The following is a 16,278-nucleotide window of genomic DNA, read 5'->3' as shown; positions in this document are numbered from 1 at the left end:
TCAACTCCTGTCCTCATGCCTTTCGTAAGCCTGAATTATTTTTTTTACCAATTCATGCCTTACAACATCTTCTTTAGATAAATAGACAAAATCTATTCCCTTAATACCCTGCAATATTTCCCTGACCTGGTTCAATCCAGAATTCTTATTCCCTGGCAAATCTACCTGAGTAATATCACCTGTTATTACTGCCTGTGAATTAAAACCTATCCTGGTTAAAAACATCTTCATTTGTTCAGGGGTAGTATTTTGGGCTTCATCCAGGATTACAAATGAATCATCAAGAGTTCGCCCCCTCATATAAGCCAGTGGTGCAACCTCTATAATATCTTTTTCTAGATACTGGGCAACTTTTTCAGGACCTAATATATCATATAAAGCATCATATAAAGGCCTCAAATAAGGGTCAACTTTATCCTGCATATCCCCAGGCAAAAAACCTAGTTTTTCACCTGCCTCTATAGCAGGCCTGGTAAGAATAATCCTATTTACCACCTTGTTTAAAAGATATTTAACCGCCATAACCATAGCCAGATATGTTTTACCTGTACCAGCAGGTCCAATAGCAAAAACAATATCCGACTTCTTGATAGCCTCAATATATAATTTCTGCCCCAATGTCTTAATAGATATTTTCTTCCCACGATAACTGACCTGTAACACATCACTATATAGATCTGTTAAATCAATTCCCTCATCTCTTTTTAATAATTCTACAGCATATTTAACTTCACGCTCTGTAATTGTTTTATTTTGAGTAATCTCACTAAGCTTTTTTATTATATTTTCAGTTTGTTCAACCTCACTTTGTTCTCCACTAATTTTAATAGAATTACCACGGGCAATAATCTTAATCCCATTTTTCTTTTCAATTATCTTAAGATTATTATCATTATTGCCAAAAAGATTCTGGAGAACTTGATAATCATCAAATACAATTGTTTTTTCAGTCTTTGACACTAAAACCCTCCTTATCTATACCTGGTAGATCTGCAATATCCTCTTCTACTTTGACCAATAATTTTATTTTAACTGTCTTATCATCAAGACTAATATCCCTTGACTGTACACTATGAATTACTGCATCAGCAGGAATATCTGATAATATAGTATATAAAGCCTTTTCTTTAGCCAGAAAGATCGCAGATTCCCTACTTAATTTTTCTGATATAAAATTGATCTCCCTATGCTCTTCTATTATTAATTCTAGAGGGATATTAATATTCCTCCATTTTGGAATTGTTTTTATTTCTCTTTTTCTTTTATAATTATTAAAATTGGCTTTTATCGGCTTCAACCAGAAAGTTTTATCAGCAATTTTAATTCCCCAAAACTTTCTATTTTCTCCAGTAAAAATTACCTCATTTATATTATACCGGCACAGTGCTTCTGCTGTATACCATACATATGCCCTGACAATACCATGTGCCCTCTCTTCCCCTTCTCCAGCTAAAATTAAAGGCTGGCCCTCAGTAACAGTATCACCCTTACTAACAATTCCTCTTCCCTTTAATACAATAAAATCATTAATAACCCCATTTTTAGCTGCTACTACGTTACCCTTAGCTGTTTTAGAAACCGTTTTCTTTTCTACAAGCCTGATATTAAGGCAGGTTCCCTGCCACCTTACATTTGCCCAGATCAGTCTAGATTCATTTTTTAGAAGCTCCCTCTCCAGATCTATAGGATTAATATTCCTTTTATAAATACCTGGTTTTATACCATTATGTTCAAGAATATTAATTATATCCTCTCTATCAATAGTCTCTAAGCCTTCTATTTCAATAAACCATAAAAAAGATGAGCCAGCATAAAACAGAAGTATAAATATTAAAAAACCTATTAAGAGAAATTTCCGTTTATAAGTCCTGAAAAAAAGGATAGGTAATCCCTTTTTTTCGACTATGTTTACCCGGCATTTCCTCCTTTTTACAAGTAACCTTAGTTTGCTAAAATCAACGGTATATATCTTAGCACGGTAATGACTCTTTTTAATCCTTCTTAAATCCCATATAAAAATATCCAGGGCTATCATCTGGTTAATAAATCTCTCCAAAGCATTACCTGTAATATCTATTACTAAATAACCCTTAATAAACCTAATCAGATATTTGAGCACTAGACAGCCCCTCCCCTTTTTTCATATTGAATCATTACAATATTTCCCGAAATAAAGAGGCAGTCTTCCCTGATCTCCTCAACAACTAATTCTTTTCCTGAAAAAATAAGATAACCCTTATTGATACTGATTTTAATTTTATCATTATCAAAATTTTTTATTCCCTTATGATTTTCTATATATAATTTCTGCTGACCTACCAGCATTATTAATGGTAAATCAAGAACAATTTCAGGCGATAGATCAAAGATATCTAAAAATTGCTTTTTTATTTTATCCATTATTATCCCCCTTCCCCTGCATTAAAAATTTATGCATAAAAAAGGAGAATAATGCTAGGTTAATTTATATTATAACACATATTAAAAATCTTACAATCGTCCTACAGCAATACATGGTACTGCCTGTTCATTAAAACCTTCCCCTGAAAAACTAGCATATAGTTTTACATCCTGAAAACCTATTTCACCCAAAATATCCAATAATTCATCAGGCAGTAATGGTAACAGCTTTATAGTATTTTGATAACTATTTTTTACTCCTTTATCTATACTCAGATTTGTTATAAATCTAATCTTGTCTTTACTGTCTTCCAGTAAATATCTCCTGCTAAAAGTAATCCCCTTGTCTTCGTTGATTATCACTGGTAACTGTGTAACATTATTTTTTAAGATTCGTTGATAATTAATAATCTGAATAATAACAACACCTTTTGGTTTTAATAATTTTGCCATAATTCCAAGGGCTTTTTTAATATCTTTCTTTGTATCAAGATGAACAAGCACATTTCCGATACAATAAATACCATTAAAATAATTTTCACTATATAGTTTATCAAGTTTTAACATGTCAGCAACTTTAAAATTCACTGCTAAATTACTATTAACTACGCGCAAGCGGGCTAATTTTATCATTTCATGATTAAGATCCACGGCAGAAACCTGATAACCCTCTTCTGCTAAGGCAATTGCATAACTCCCGGTTGCAGTACCAATGTCTAGAATTTTATTTCCATCATCAGTATCAGTAAACTTATTACTTAAAAAATTTAATTTTTCTACTGATAAAGGAAAAACATCATTATAATAACTAGCAAATTGATTATAAAACCCCATTTTATTGATCATCACCATTCCTTTGATATATCTTTAATTCTTTATTTTCATCAATAGTAGCCAGTAAGATTTGAGATTTATCTACTCCTATATCCTGCAGTTTTTTCTGCAACCACTCTTTATTAATATTAACAAGTTCTTTATTATAAGATATCTTACCATCTATTATAACAGGCATCCTAAGGGATTTAGCCCCCTGTTTAAGTACTGTAATATCACCTGATGTTTCCAGCAAAGCTACTTTAACTTCATCAATATCAAAGATGTCTTTTGTTCTCAACTGTTGTAAAAGGTCATTAACATTATATTTAGTCCCTTTTAATGCCTTATACAATATCTTACCATTTTTTATTAATATTTCAGGCCTTCCATTTATTAATCCCCTTATAAAAGTGCTCTTTAAAGAAAGAATAGACAACAGTATCTCCAAAAATGCCAGAATTACAATCGGTACAAGGCCTTCAATAATACCTAATTCTTCATTTTCAATTGGAAAAATAGCCAATTCAGCAATCATAATAGCAACTACTAGATCAAAAGGAGACAATTGACCTATTTCTCTTTTACCCATCATTCTAATTATACCAAGCATTGCAAAATAAATAAATATTGTTTTAATAATATGAGTAAACACTACTATAACCCCCTGCCTATTATTATTAACAAAATTGATTAGTTTAAACAGGGAAAACCCCATTAACTTACAATGGTTAATGGGGTTTTTGTAGTTATTTTCTACGATAATAAATTGGGCGATAGGGTTTTAAAGCCCGAGGACTATCTAATATTTCTTTAAATATTATCCCCTGTATAATATCCCTTTCTCTATTAATCTGCAAATCATAATTACAATCTTCCTTTTTGGCAGTCTTATACCCCTGAGGCTTATCTTCCTTTTTAGCTTGGGTAAAGTCCTTAATAGCAACCTTAGTATTTTTTTTCTTACTACTATTTTCACTAATACCTACTGGTTTCTCATCTATACCATCCTCAGCAACTTTGGAGTCAAGCATAGTGCTCCCTTTAGATTCCATATAAGCTGGTAGATAATCATCCTCTTCATCAACAGTTCCTTTAAAGAAATCATTCAATTTATTCCCAATTTTTTCTTTAGTATTATGCTTATTTTCCGATTTATTCTTATTCCCCTTAAGGTAGAAACCCACTACCATAATAATTATCCAGATAACAGCACCTAAGATATCATCCATCTAGATCAACCCCTTATTTATCCTCATCATCTATCTTTTTTTCAGAGCTATTACTGGAATTACCTCCTAATTTGGAGATATTATCTCTCATACCGGTATCAGCCTTAATATTTTGTAGATTAAGGTAGTCCATAACACCCATATTACCAGAACGCATCGCTTCTGCCATAGCCCTTGGTACATCTGCTTCAGCCTCAACAACCTTAGCCCGCATTTCCTGTACTTTAGCTTTCATTTCCTGTTCCTGAGCAACAGCCATGGCCCTTCGTTCTTCAGCCTTGGCTTGGGCAATCTCTTTATCGGCTTCAGCCTGATCAGTCTGCAGTTGAGCACCAATATTTTTGCCAACATCAACATCTGCAATATCAATAGATAGAATTTCAAAAGCAGTACCTGAATCAAGACCCTTCCCCAGGACAGTTTTTGAAATAGAATCCGGATTCTCCAGTACCTTTTTATGGGTAACAGCAGAACCAACAGTAGTGACAATACCTTCACCAACCCTGGCCAGCACTGTTTCCTCACCAGCACCACCAACAAGCCGTTCAATATTGGCCCTGACTGTTACACGGGCAGTAGCCATAACCTGAATCCCGTCCATAGCCACAGCTGTTACAACCGGTGTTTTAATTACTTTAGGATTTACACTCATCTGTACAGCCTCCAGTACATCCCTACCAGCTAAGTCAATAGCAGCTGCCCTTTCAAAACTCAAATCTATTTCAGCACGCTGAGCCGCTATTAAAGCATCTACTACACGGTCTACATTACCACCGGCCAGATAGTGTGCTTCCAGTTTATCACTCCCTAGTTTTAATCCTGCTTTATGTGATTTAATCATAGGCCCTACTATTAATGAAGGTACAACCCTCCTTAACCTCATTCCAATTAGGTTAAAAAAACCAATCCGTACACCAGCTGCTACAGCAGAAACCCATAATCCCAGAGGGATAAAATAAAAGAAAACCGACAAAAAGATTATACCAAGAACTATAAGTAGTATCGCCAACACTTCAGTCAAATTACTCATCCTCCTTAATTTGTTTAACTACAACACGGTTACCAGTAATTTTTATTATCTTAACCTTAACATCCTTATCAATAAAACCACCATCACTTACAACATCAAGTCTTTTAGCATCGATCTCTATAAGACCAGCTGGTCTTAAAGGTGTCAATGTATAGGCTGTCTTACCCAGATATTCTTTTTTATCATACTGAGCAATATAACCTAAATCTTTAGTCTGACTTTCACCAAGAGAAATCCTCTGCCAGAACTGGCTGCCGCCAAACAGCTTTAAAATAACTATAGCAGCTGCAATTGATAGTATAAGAACTGTTGCTACCGCAAATAAAGCCGTGGTCGGCGTAGGAAAGAGGAAATAAAAACTCGCTAAAATAGCAAGAATTCCACTTATTCCTGTAATACCAAATCCGGGGACAACAAATACCTCCAGAGCTAACAATACTAAACCAACTACCAGCAAAACAACTACTCCCCAACCAGCAACACCTAAATAGATATAACTACTAAATACCAGCCCCAGGGAGAGAAGACCAGCTGTCCCTGCTATCCCCCACCCCATTATGAAGGTTTCGGCAATTAATGCTATCAAACCAATAGTTAATAACACAGTACTAATATTGGGATTTATAATAAAACGGGCCAATTTCTCAGCTGAACTAACCTGCACAGAAAGAATCCGGGCTGGTGAAAAATCCATTATATCATATAACTCTGTAAGGTTGCCCACCTTATATTCTGCCATATTATGTGTTACTGCTTCATCAGCAGTTAATGTAAGTAATTTACCAGCAGCAATTAATCCTTCAATCTCAAGATCAGAGTCAACCATAGCAGCTGCTATTTCTGGGTATCTCCCCCTACTTTCAGCTGTTGCTTTAAATTCCTTCCTCAGGGCAGAAATATATTTCTCTTCCTTAGGTCTTGTCTCAGCAGCCCCGATACTACTACCAGGTACCATTGCAACTATATCACCTGCCAGGGTAATCAAAGCCCCTGCAGACCAGGCCCTACCCTTAACAAAAGTAAGGGTTTTGATCCTGGAATTATAGATAAGGTCTTTTATCTCTATAGCTGAATCAACATACCCACCAAAAGTATCAATCTCAAAAATAAGCAGGTCAGCACCCTCTGCCTCCGCCTCACTAATACCCTTTTTTACCAAATATACTAAACCCCTATCTATCTCACCCGTAATAGGTATCTTATAGACAATTTCTGTCCTATCAACAGCCTGGACAGATAAAACCGACAAAACAATAAATAATACCATCAAACCCAAAACATATTTGACCCCTCTCATCCATTTATCACCACCTTTCTGCAGCAGATAAACTATTAGTATTATTTTGCTAAATCCTAAAAAAATACGAGAATAAAATGACTACGTCATCTTAAATTGATCGAGAATAATTATTAATTTTTACTATAGGAATCCTTCTTACACTAAACTTGTTATCATAATACAGACAAATATATTTACTGGACGACTCTAGAAATTATCCGTAGGCAGGACGCCGAAGGAGAATTTCTAGACAGTAAGCGAAGGTAGGACACCGCAGCACACGACAAGGGAAGTAAATATATTTGTCGGTCTTTAAAGTTATAAAAACAAGGGCCAGGAAATCCTGGCCTCACCCTTAACTCAATTTCCTCTGTACAATTTTATTGACAATTCTACCATCAGCACGGCCTTTTACCCTCGGCATAATTGCCCCCATAATCTTTCCCATATCTGACATATCATCTCCACCAATCTCTTTAACTACATCATCTACTAATTTTGCAATCTCTTCTTCTGTTAGCTGTTCAGGCAGGTATTTTTCCAGAACCTTTATTTCCCTTTGTAAACCCGTAACAATATCATCTTTTCCTGCCTTTTCATACTCTCTAATTGAATCCCTTCTTTGTTTTACTTCGCGGGCAATAACTTCCACTACCTCATTATCATCAAGGTCTTTTCTTTTATCAATCTCTACATTTTTTATAGCAGCCCGAGCCATCCTTATCACAGATAAACGTTCCTTGTCTTTTGACTTCATAGCAGTTTTCATATCATCAAGTAATTTTTCTCTTAAAGAGGTTATCTTTTTCACCTCCCTGAAAATATTATCATTAAACCTCCATATATTGATTATATTAACCTGGAGGCCACTGCATACTGCGTCCACCCAGTAAATGAAAATGAATATGATAAACTGATTGACCACCATCTTCATTGCAATTAGATACCACTCTAAACCCATCTTCAGCAATACCATTTTCACGCGCTAATTTGGCAGCAATCATATATATGTATCCAATTAAATCCTGATCTTCTGCTGAAATATCCAATAAAGTTGATATATGTTTTTTAGGTATAATAAGCAAATGTACTGGTGCCTGTGGATCAATATCACTAAAAACAACCACCCGCTCATCTTCATAAAGTAATTTAGTATCCATCTCACCACTTGCAATCTTGCAAAAAATACAATCACTCATTTATTAATCACCATCCTTTAATTTATATTTCGCTATAGAAAAAAGAATTCCTGCTTTTCTTTGATACAGTTTTCTATTATATTACAATTTTACCAATAAGATTCTCATGATTAAAACTATTAATTAACTTTACATCTACCAGTTTTCCCATCATTTCATTATCACCATCACATAATACCCTAAGATAATTATCAGTCATACCTGTAAGTTTACCTGTTTGGTAATCCCTCTTTTCCTCAATAATAAGGCTTCTTATATCACCAATAAACTCCTGTTGATACTGTTGCATTAATTCCTTATTTAACTGACGCATCATCTTACTATAGTATTTCTTTATATCCCCAGCTAACTGGCCTTTCATTTTGGCAGCTGGGGTACCATGCCGGGCTGAAAATGGGAAAACATGAAGCCTACTAAAAGCAATTTCTTTAACAAAATCATAACTCTCTTTAAAATACTTTTCTGCTTCACCTGGAAAGCCTACAATAAGATCAGTAGTTATAGCAATATCTTCTATTTTATTCCTGACCTTATCTACAACCACATTAAATTCTCGTTTTGAATAAGGTCTTTTCATAGCTTTAAGTATATAATCACTTCCGCTCTGTAAAGGAAGGTGTAAATGGGAACAGAGTTTATCTTCTCTGGCAATCAGGGCTAATAAATTATCGTTTATTTCTGTCACCTCTATAGAACTCAACCTGATATGGGCTAAATCATCAACAGCAGATAAACGTTTTAATAATTTTACTAAACTATCATTCCCCCCCCAGTCATAACCATATGCCCCTAGATGGGTACCTGTTAATATTATTTCTTTAACACCACCATTAACAAGTTCTTCTACCTCCTCAAGGACAGAATCTATCTCCCTACTCCGAACCGGCCCCCGGGCATAAGGTATGATACAATAAGTACAGAACTGATTACACCCCTCTTCTACCTTAACATAGGCTCTTGTGGTTTCTGTCAGGGTATTAACCCTTAGTTCTTCAAATTCTTTGAGTTCCTGCCAATCAACTATTTCCGCAGTGAAATTACTGTTAGACCTCACTTCCTCAACCATTCTAACAATATCAAGCCTCTTAGAAGTCCCAATTACTAAATCTATTTCCTCAATATTACTAACCTCATCCGGTGAAACCTGGGTATAACAACCAACCATTACTACAGTTGCTACCGGGTTATTTCTCTTAGCCCTCCTGGCAAGCTGCCTCGATTTACGGGCTGCTTCATTAGTAACAGTACATGTATTTACAACATATATATCAGCCCTATCATTAAAATCAACAAGTTGATAGCCCTTATCTTTAAAGAGATCCATCATAGCTTCAGATTCATAGTGGTTAACTTTACACCCCAGTGTATGGAAGGCTACTGTTGCCATATTAATTTCCCCCTAAATCATTTGTCTCATATAGTACTACAGTAGCAGTAACTAAACCAGCCGTTTCAGTCCGTAAAATTCTAGGTCCCAAAGTAATTGATATTCCACCTATCTTAGTAATACTTGCTACTTCTTCAGCAGAAAACCCCCCTTCAGGACCAATAATTATTAGTACCCTCTTATCTACTGCCCTTATTTTGTCCTTTAGGTTAATAAGTGAGCAAGACTTCTCTTCTTCCCATGGTATGATAATTAAATTATATTTATCTTTATATTTTACTAAATCCCTTAATTTATGTACCCTGGCAACAGTTGGTATCATACCCCTGCCGGCTTGTTTAGCAGCTTCTCTGGCTATTTTCTGCCACCTATTTACTCTCTTTTCTTCTTTTCTCCCTTTTAACTTAACAATAGTTCTAGTAGTATCCAGGGGTATAAAATTTTTCACCCCAAGTTCAGTACATTTTTGAATAATATAATCCATATTAGTCTTTTTAGGAATAGCCTGGGCTATTGTTATATCTAATAAAGGTTCAGAACGGTTTTTTTCCTTATTTATAATCCTGCCTTTAACAGATTGATCACTAAAATTTTGTAGTTCAACAAGATAATCCCAGCCGTCCCCATTAGAGACAATTATCTTATCCTCTGGGGCTAATCTTAGTGAATGAGAAAGGTGGTTAAAATCACTTCCTGTGATTCTAACCACACTACCATCAATATCATCCTTATCTACAAAAAATCTGTGCATAATATCAATCCTTCCTTAATACCAGGCTAACCCATTCCCCTAAGGAACATTGCTCAATCACTGTTAATCCCTCTCCACGGGCTAAATTTATAATTTTATCTTCTTTATTACTAATAATTCCTGATAATATTAAAAGACCATCTTTTTCCATTAAAGAAACGACTGTTTTTAAGAGTCTTTCTATAATATCTGGTAATAAATTAGCGATAATCAATGGAAATTTAACACTTAAGCTCTCAGTAAGATCCCCCTGGATTACCGTAACACTGTCACTAACATTATTTATTACAATATTCTCTCTAGCAGCCTTAACTGCTGCTTTATCAATATCTATCCCTAAAATATTATTAACACCAAGATAGGCAGCAACAATAGATAATATCCCTGTCCCCGTACCAATATCGAGCATTTTAACTGTCTTATTACCTATATACTTTTCCAGGAGTTGTATAGATAATTCTGTAGTTTCATGACTACCTACTCCAAAAGCCATACCCGGGTCTATTTTAATAATAATACGTTCTTTATCATCACAATCTTCCCAACCAGGACATATTAAAAACCTATCACCCAGATAAAGCGACTTAAAAAAAGATTGCCAGCTTGTAGACCAGTCTTCTTCTGCTGTTAATTGTAACTGGTACTTCACTTTACCAGTCTCAAGACCGAATTTCTTCAAATTTTTAACCCATTCCTTTAAATCCCTTAGATTTTCTGAAAAACTATCATCAGCTGGATAATAAGCAGTAATTTCCATATATTCATCATTCTCTTTAATTACTACACCATGTTTACTATTTTCCTGTAGATAATGGGCAACTGCCTCAGCTGCCTCCTTAGCTATTTCAACCCTTACTTCCTGCCAGTTCATTTATCACACCCCAAGAACATCCCTTACTTTCTCCAGCCAGCTTTTGTGTTCAGGATTAATCTCTTCACCAGATTCCTCAGCAAATTCCATTAAGATCTTCTTCTGTTTTTCACTAAGGGTTTTAGGAATCACTACCTTTACCTTAATGTACTCATCTCCCCTACCGTAACTATTAAGATGTGCAATACCTTTGTTCTTCAATCTAAAAGTAGTACCAGGTTGAGTACCTTCTGGAATAGTAAACTTAACCTTCCCTTCCAGTGTAGGTACTTCAATCTCATCACCAAGTATAGCCTGAACAAAATTAATTGGTACCTCACAATAAATATTATCTTGTTTGCGTTTGAAGATTTTATGTTCTTTGACCTGAATTACAATATATAAATCACCATTTCTTGCACCATGATCACCAGCCTCACCCTCACCAGACATTCTTAATTTATTCCCATTCGAGACCCCAGCAGGGATATTAACTGTAATCTTTCTCCTTTTCCTGACCTTTCCTTGACCATGACAATTTGAACAGGGATTATCTATAACCTTACCAGTACCCCCACATTTATCACAAACCCTTGTCTGGGTAAAATGACCAAAAGGTGTCTGCTGTGAAGTCCTGACCTGGCCATTTCCATTACACTGTGGACAGGTTTTAGCCTTACTACCTGGTTTAGCCCCTGAACCATGACATGTATCACAGGTCTCAGTCCTGGGTATACTTATCTCTTCACTCCCACCAAAAACAGCCTTTTCAAAATCTATAGTCAAACGGTACTGCAGGTCTGAACCCCTCTGTGGGCCACGACGTCTACCTCCCATACCACCACCAAAAAACATATCAAAAATATCAGACATGTCTTCAAACCCACCAAAACCACCACGGGCAAAGTCATCAAAATTAAAATCATTATCATTTATCCCGGAATGACCATACTGATCATAACGTGCCCTTTTATTAGGGTCACTCAATATTTCATAAGCCTCTGATAGTTCTTTAAACTTTTCTTCCGCATTGGGGTCATCTTTATTAACATCAGGGTGTAATTTCCTGGCCTTCTTACGATAGGCCTTTTTAATCTCACTCTCATCAGCCTCACGACTCAAACCCAATATCTCATAATAATCTCTTTTCTCAGCCACCTTAACACCACCTTTTTTAAACAAAATTACTCTACAAACCTATTTAAATATTTATATTAATAAATTGGGCTAACGGCCATCCAGACTTAATCAACAATCATTAATGTTTTCTTAGAATCACTTCTTATACAAAGTTAACTACTTATCATAAACCAGACCAATATATTTACTGGACGACTCTAGAAATTGTCTGGAGGCAGGATGCCGGAAGACAATTTCTCGACAGTAAACGAAGGCAGGACGCCGCAGTGCACGACAAGGTAAGTAAATATATTGGTCGACCTTTAAAGTTATCCAAAATCTCAAAAAAATATAATTTCTTAATAATATTAAACAGTCAAAAGAGGGGAAATATCCCCCCCCTCAAGCAACAACCAAATTAAACATATAACTATACTTTGAACCCATATACTATTTATATTAATTCATTGTTCAAAATGTTAGTATTTATTCATTATCTTCCTCATCCACTTCTTCATAATCTACATCAACAGTATTGTCATCACCAGTATCTCCTGCTGGGTCCTGACCTGCTTGCTCTGCCTGCTGCTGAGCCTGGGCATAGAGTTGACTGCTTAATTCAGTCAATTCATTGGTTAAAGCCTCTGTCTTATTTTTAATCTCTTCTATATCTTCACCTTCAAGAGCCTTTTTAAGGTCATCCTTAGCCTGCTCAACTTTATCCTTTACAGACTGCTCAACCTTATCCCCTGCATCTTTAAGAGTCTTTTCTGTCTGATAGACAAGGCTGTCTGCCTCATTCCTGGCTTCAATCTCTTCTAGACGTTTTTTATCTTCTTCTTCATGAGCCTCAGCTTCATTTACCATTTGGTCTATTTCCTCATCAGATAATCCAGTAGATGATTTAATAGTGATATTTTGTTCATTACCTGTCCCCAGGTCTTTAGCTGAGACATGAACAATACCATTAGTATCGATTTTAAAGGTTACCTCTATTTGCGGAACTCCCCTGGGAGCTGGCGGGATATTTGTCAACTGAAAACGTCCCAGTGTCTTATTATGACTGGCCATCTTCCTTTCACCCTGTAAAACATGAATATCCACACTGGTCTGATTGTCAGCAGCAGTTGAAAAAACCTTACTCTTTTCAGTAGGTATAGTAGTATTCCTGTCAATCAATTTAGTGAAAACACCACCAAGTGTTTCAATACCAAGAGATAATGGGGTAACATCTAATAAGACAATATCATTTACATCCCCTGCCATAATACCACCCTGAATAGCAGCACCCATAGCCACAACTTCATCAGGGTTAATACCTTTATGGGGATCCTTACCAATTAATTTTTTGACTGCTTCCTGAACAGCTGGAATTCTGGTAGAACCACCAACAAGTATAACCTCATCTATATCAGAAGGTGACATATCAGCATCCTTGAGAGCCCTTCGTGAAGGTTCCATTGTCTTCTCAACAAGGTCAGCAGTTAATTCATCAAATTTAGCCCGGGTTATATCTACATCCAGGTGTTTTGGGCCATCATCAGTCTGGGTAATAAAAGGTAGATTAACATTAGTAGTCATCACTGATGACAATTCTTTCTTCGCTTTTTCGGCAGCATCTTTCAAGCGCTGCATTGCCATTCTATCTTTACGCAGGTCTACACCATGTTCTTTCTTAAATTCATCAGCCAGATAATCCATAACCTTTTTATCAAAATCATCACCACCCAAGTGATTGTTACCACTAGTAGACACAACCTGAAACACACCATCACCAAGTTCTAAAATAGATACATCAAATGTCCCACCACCAAGATCAAATACCAGAATGGTCTGTTCTTTATCATCCTCCAGACCATATGCCAGAGAAGCAGCTGTAGGTTCATTTATTATCCTCTTGACTTCTAATCCTGCAATCTTACCAGCATCCTTGGTGGCCTGACGCTGACTATCAGTAAAATATGCAGGAACAGTAATAACTGCTTCTGTAACCTCTTCACCAAGGTATTCTTCTGCATCACGTTTTAGTTTCTGCAAAATCATAGCTGATATCTGTTGTGGAGTCTGGTCTTTACCATTTAAATTAACTTTATAATCAGTTCCCATATGTCGTTTAATAGAGCTAACAGTCTGATCAGGGTTTGTAATCGCCTGTCTCTTAGCAGTTTCCCCTACCAGACGTTCACCCTTTTTTGAAATTGCGACAACAGAAGGAGTAGTTCTATTACCTTCTGCATTAGGTATGACAGAGGGTTCTCCCCCCTCAGTTACAGCCACACATGAATTAGTTGTTCCTAAGTCAATACCAATTATTTTACCCATTTCAAATTCCTCCTTATAAATGTTATATTCTGTTAAGTCTTTAGAAATTAAATCTCAAATTTAGTTATATTTAAAAACCTATTGAGCCACCTTCACCATAGTAGGTCTAATTACCCTATCTTCCATTATGTACCCCTTCTGTATTTCTTTAATAATAGTTCCAGATTCATAGTCATCATCTTCAACCTGCATTACTGCTTCATGATAATTATGATCAAATTGTTCTCCTTCAGCCTCAATCGCCTTTACTCCCTGTTTTTCCAGATAAGTTATTATCTGCCGGTAAATCATTTCAACACCTTGATAGAATTCACCACCATTATCTTCCTGGGCAAGAGCTCTTTCAAAATTATCTATTACAGGAAGTAATTCACCAATAAGTTCTATCTTTGTCTGCTGATAAGCTCGCCCTTTCTCCTTCTCAACCCTCTTTTTATAATTAGAAAAATCAGCCTGTAGACGCTGTAATTGATTGAAAAAGGCATCTTTCTCTTCCTGCAGCTTTGCTATTTCTTCTTCTAACTCCTCAACATCTATTACTTCTTCCTCTATGTTTTCTTCTAACCCATCTTCTTCCTCTATCTTTATATCCCCTTCTCTAACCGTTTTAGTTTCTAAATCCTCTTTTTCAGTTTCAGACTGCTGTTCCAATACCTCTTCATCTTTCTTCTTAGCATTTTTTTCTACCATTATCATCACCCACTTAATTCTGATATAATCTTACCCATTAGTTCTGCTACAGTATTAACTGAAGCAATTACCCTGGAATACTCCATCCTGGTAGGACCTATAACACCGATTTTTCCAGAAGCCATATCACCAACAGTGTAAGAAGCAAAAACGAGACTACATTTCTTCATTTCTTCAATTTTATTTTCATGACCTATCATTACCTCAAGTTCTTTATTGGGTATAGTAACTAAAAGGTCTTTTAGCATTTCTTCATGATCAAGTATATTTAAGACCTTTTTTAGGTTATCTAAATCATTGAACTCTGGTTGTTCAAGGATATAAGAAGTACCACCTAAATATATTTTAAAATCATCCTCTTTAGATACCATCTCTAATCCTTTGTAGACTAATTCAATTATTTCCTGAGATAAATCCAGTCTTTTAATTAATCTCTTTTCCAGTTCCTGCAAAACAAGATTGTTTATACCCTTTATCCGCTTATCCTTTAAATTATTAAATAGATACTCATTTAAATACCCAAGTTGTCTTGGGTTAAGATCTTGCTTTAATTTAACAATTTTATTATGCACAATTCCTGTGTTTGTTATCAGAACTATTAAAATCCTCTTCCCTTCTACTGGTATTAACTGGATCTGTTTAATTCTACTTTTTTTCATCTGTGGTTCGCTGACAACTGATGTGTAGCGGGTAACACTCGATAACATCTTAGCCATATTAGACATTATCTGCTGAATGCCCTGTCTTTCATAATTAAAATTATTAAGTAGTTTAATTAATTCTAGATTCAGATTCTCTCTATCATTAATAAGTGTATCGACATAAAAACGGTAGGCTTTATCAGAAGGAATCCGTCCAGCAGATGTATAGGGCTGTTCAAGATAACCTAGTTCCTCTAAATCAGACATTTCATTCCGGATTGTTGCAGAACTTACACCTAGTTCATATGATTTGGCCAGGGTACGTGAACCAACGGGTTCGGCAGTAAAAATATGCTCATGAATAATCGCTTTAAGTATCTCTTTTTTCCGCCTTTCAACTTCTTCAACCATCGGCTGGCCCCCTTTTTTGTTAGCACTCAATTATAAAGAGTGCTAATTACTAATAATAAAATAACATATTAACACAATTTTGTCAACATTGTATTTCCAAAATGAAAAATATCCCTTACCTTATTAGTAAGAACAAAGTGGCTACGTCATCCTA

At 35.6% G+C, this 16,278-nt stretch carries 17 protein-coding genes; all 17 read right to left on the bottom strand.

Annotation, left to right across the window (positions count from 1 at the left end; translation table 11 throughout):
• Complete coding sequence (locus tag GM661_RS08215; protein WP_230869573.1) at nt 1-960, bottom strand: PhoH family protein; 960 nt, start codon at nt 958-960, stop codon at nt 1-3.
• Nucleotides 947-2,119, bottom strand: coding sequence for a sporulation protein YqfD (yqfD, locus tag GM661_RS08210; RefSeq protein ID WP_230869572.1), 1,173 nt, complete (start codon nt 2,117-2,119; stop codon nt 947-949). The genes GM661_RS08215 and yqfD overlap by 14 nt, the downstream gene beginning before the upstream one ends.
• Nucleotides 2,119-2,400, bottom strand: coding sequence for a YabP/YqfC family sporulation protein (locus GM661_RS08205; protein ID WP_230869571.1), 282 nt, complete (start codon nt 2,398-2,400; stop codon nt 2,119-2,121). Before GM661_RS08205 ends, yqfD begins: the two co-directional genes overlap by 1 nt.
• Before the next feature lie 90 nt (nt 2,401-2,490).
• Nucleotides 2,491-3,246, bottom strand: coding sequence for a class I SAM-dependent methyltransferase (locus GM661_RS08200; RefSeq protein ID WP_230869570.1), 756 nt, complete (start codon nt 3,244-3,246; stop codon nt 2,491-2,493).
• A complete protein-coding gene (locus GM661_RS08195; RefSeq protein ID WP_230869569.1) occupies nt 3,236-3,868 on the bottom strand; it encodes a DUF421 domain-containing protein in 633 nt (210 codons plus the stop codon). The genes GM661_RS08200 and GM661_RS08195 overlap by 11 nt, the downstream gene beginning before the upstream one ends.
• 94 nt (nt 3,869-3,962) lie before the next feature.
• Nucleotides 3,963-4,445, bottom strand: a complete 483-nt coding sequence (locus tag GM661_RS08190) for a hypothetical protein (RefSeq protein WP_230869568.1) — start codon at nt 4,443-4,445, stop codon at nt 3,963-3,965.
• A gap of 13 nt (nt 4,446-4,458) precedes the next feature.
• Nucleotides 4,459-5,475, bottom strand: a complete 1,017-nt coding sequence (gene floA, locus GM661_RS08185) for a flotillin-like protein FloA (protein WP_164522216.1) — start codon at nt 5,473-5,475, stop codon at nt 4,459-4,461.
• On the bottom strand, nt 5,468-6,772 hold the full coding sequence (locus tag GM661_RS08180) for an NfeD family protein (RefSeq protein ID WP_230869567.1): 1,305 nt from the start codon (nt 6,770-6,772) through the stop codon (nt 5,468-5,470). Before GM661_RS08180 ends, floA begins: the two co-directional genes overlap by 8 nt.
• A gap of 337 nt (nt 6,773-7,109) precedes the next feature.
• A complete protein-coding gene (locus GM661_RS08175) occupies nt 7,110-7,556 on the bottom strand; it encodes a GatB/YqeY domain-containing protein (RefSeq protein WP_230869773.1) in 447 nt (148 codons plus the stop codon).
• A 52-nt stretch (nt 7,557-7,608) separates the two neighbouring features.
• A complete protein-coding gene (locus GM661_RS08170) occupies nt 7,609-7,953 on the bottom strand; it encodes a histidine triad nucleotide-binding protein (RefSeq protein ID WP_125989813.1) in 345 nt (114 codons plus the stop codon).
• A 76-nt stretch (nt 7,954-8,029) separates the two neighbouring features.
• Nucleotides 8,030-9,340 (bottom strand): tRNA (N(6)-L-threonylcarbamoyladenosine(37)-C(2))-methylthiotransferase MtaB, encoded by a 1,311-nt coding sequence (gene mtaB / locus GM661_RS08165; protein WP_230869566.1) that lies wholly within the window; start codon nt 9,338-9,340, stop codon nt 8,030-8,032.
• Nucleotide 9,341: 1 nt separating this feature from the next.
• Complete coding sequence (locus tag GM661_RS08160) at nt 9,342-10,091, bottom strand: 16S rRNA (uracil(1498)-N(3))-methyltransferase (RefSeq protein WP_230869565.1); 750 nt, start codon at nt 10,089-10,091, stop codon at nt 9,342-9,344.
• Nucleotides 10,092-10,095: 4 nt separating this feature from the next.
• Nucleotides 10,096-10,962: a 50S ribosomal protein L11 methyltransferase gene (gene prmA / locus GM661_RS08155; RefSeq protein WP_230869564.1), complete on the bottom strand. Its 867-nt coding sequence runs from the start codon at nt 10,960-10,962 to the stop codon at nt 10,096-10,098.
• A 3-nt stretch (nt 10,963-10,965) separates the two neighbouring features.
• Nucleotides 10,966-12,099 carry a molecular chaperone DnaJ gene (dnaJ, locus tag GM661_RS08150; RefSeq protein WP_230869563.1) on the bottom strand — a complete coding sequence of 378 codons (1,134 nt, stop codon included), beginning with the start codon at nt 12,097-12,099 and terminating at the stop codon, nt 10,966-10,968.
• A gap of 447 nt (nt 12,100-12,546) precedes the next feature.
• Nucleotides 12,547-14,382: a molecular chaperone DnaK gene (dnaK, locus tag GM661_RS08145; protein ID WP_230869562.1), complete on the bottom strand. Its 1,836-nt coding sequence runs from the start codon at nt 14,380-14,382 to the stop codon at nt 12,547-12,549.
• Between the two features lie 78 nt (nt 14,383-14,460).
• Nucleotides 14,461-15,072, bottom strand: coding sequence for a nucleotide exchange factor GrpE (gene grpE / locus GM661_RS08140; RefSeq protein WP_230869561.1), 612 nt, complete (start codon nt 15,070-15,072; stop codon nt 14,461-14,463).
• Between the two features lie 5 nt (nt 15,073-15,077).
• Nucleotides 15,078-16,124, bottom strand: a complete 1,047-nt coding sequence (gene hrcA, locus GM661_RS08135; RefSeq protein WP_230869560.1) for a heat-inducible transcriptional repressor HrcA — start codon at nt 16,122-16,124, stop codon at nt 15,078-15,080.
• Nucleotides 16,125-16,278 lie beyond the last annotated feature (154 nt).

It is taken from the genome of Iocasia fonsfrigidae (assembly GCF_017751145.1).
Lineage (GTDB): Bacteria > Bacillota > Halanaerobiia > Halanaerobiales > DTU029 > Iocasia > Iocasia fonsfrigidae.
This window is presented reverse-complemented; position numbering and strand designations above follow the sequence as displayed.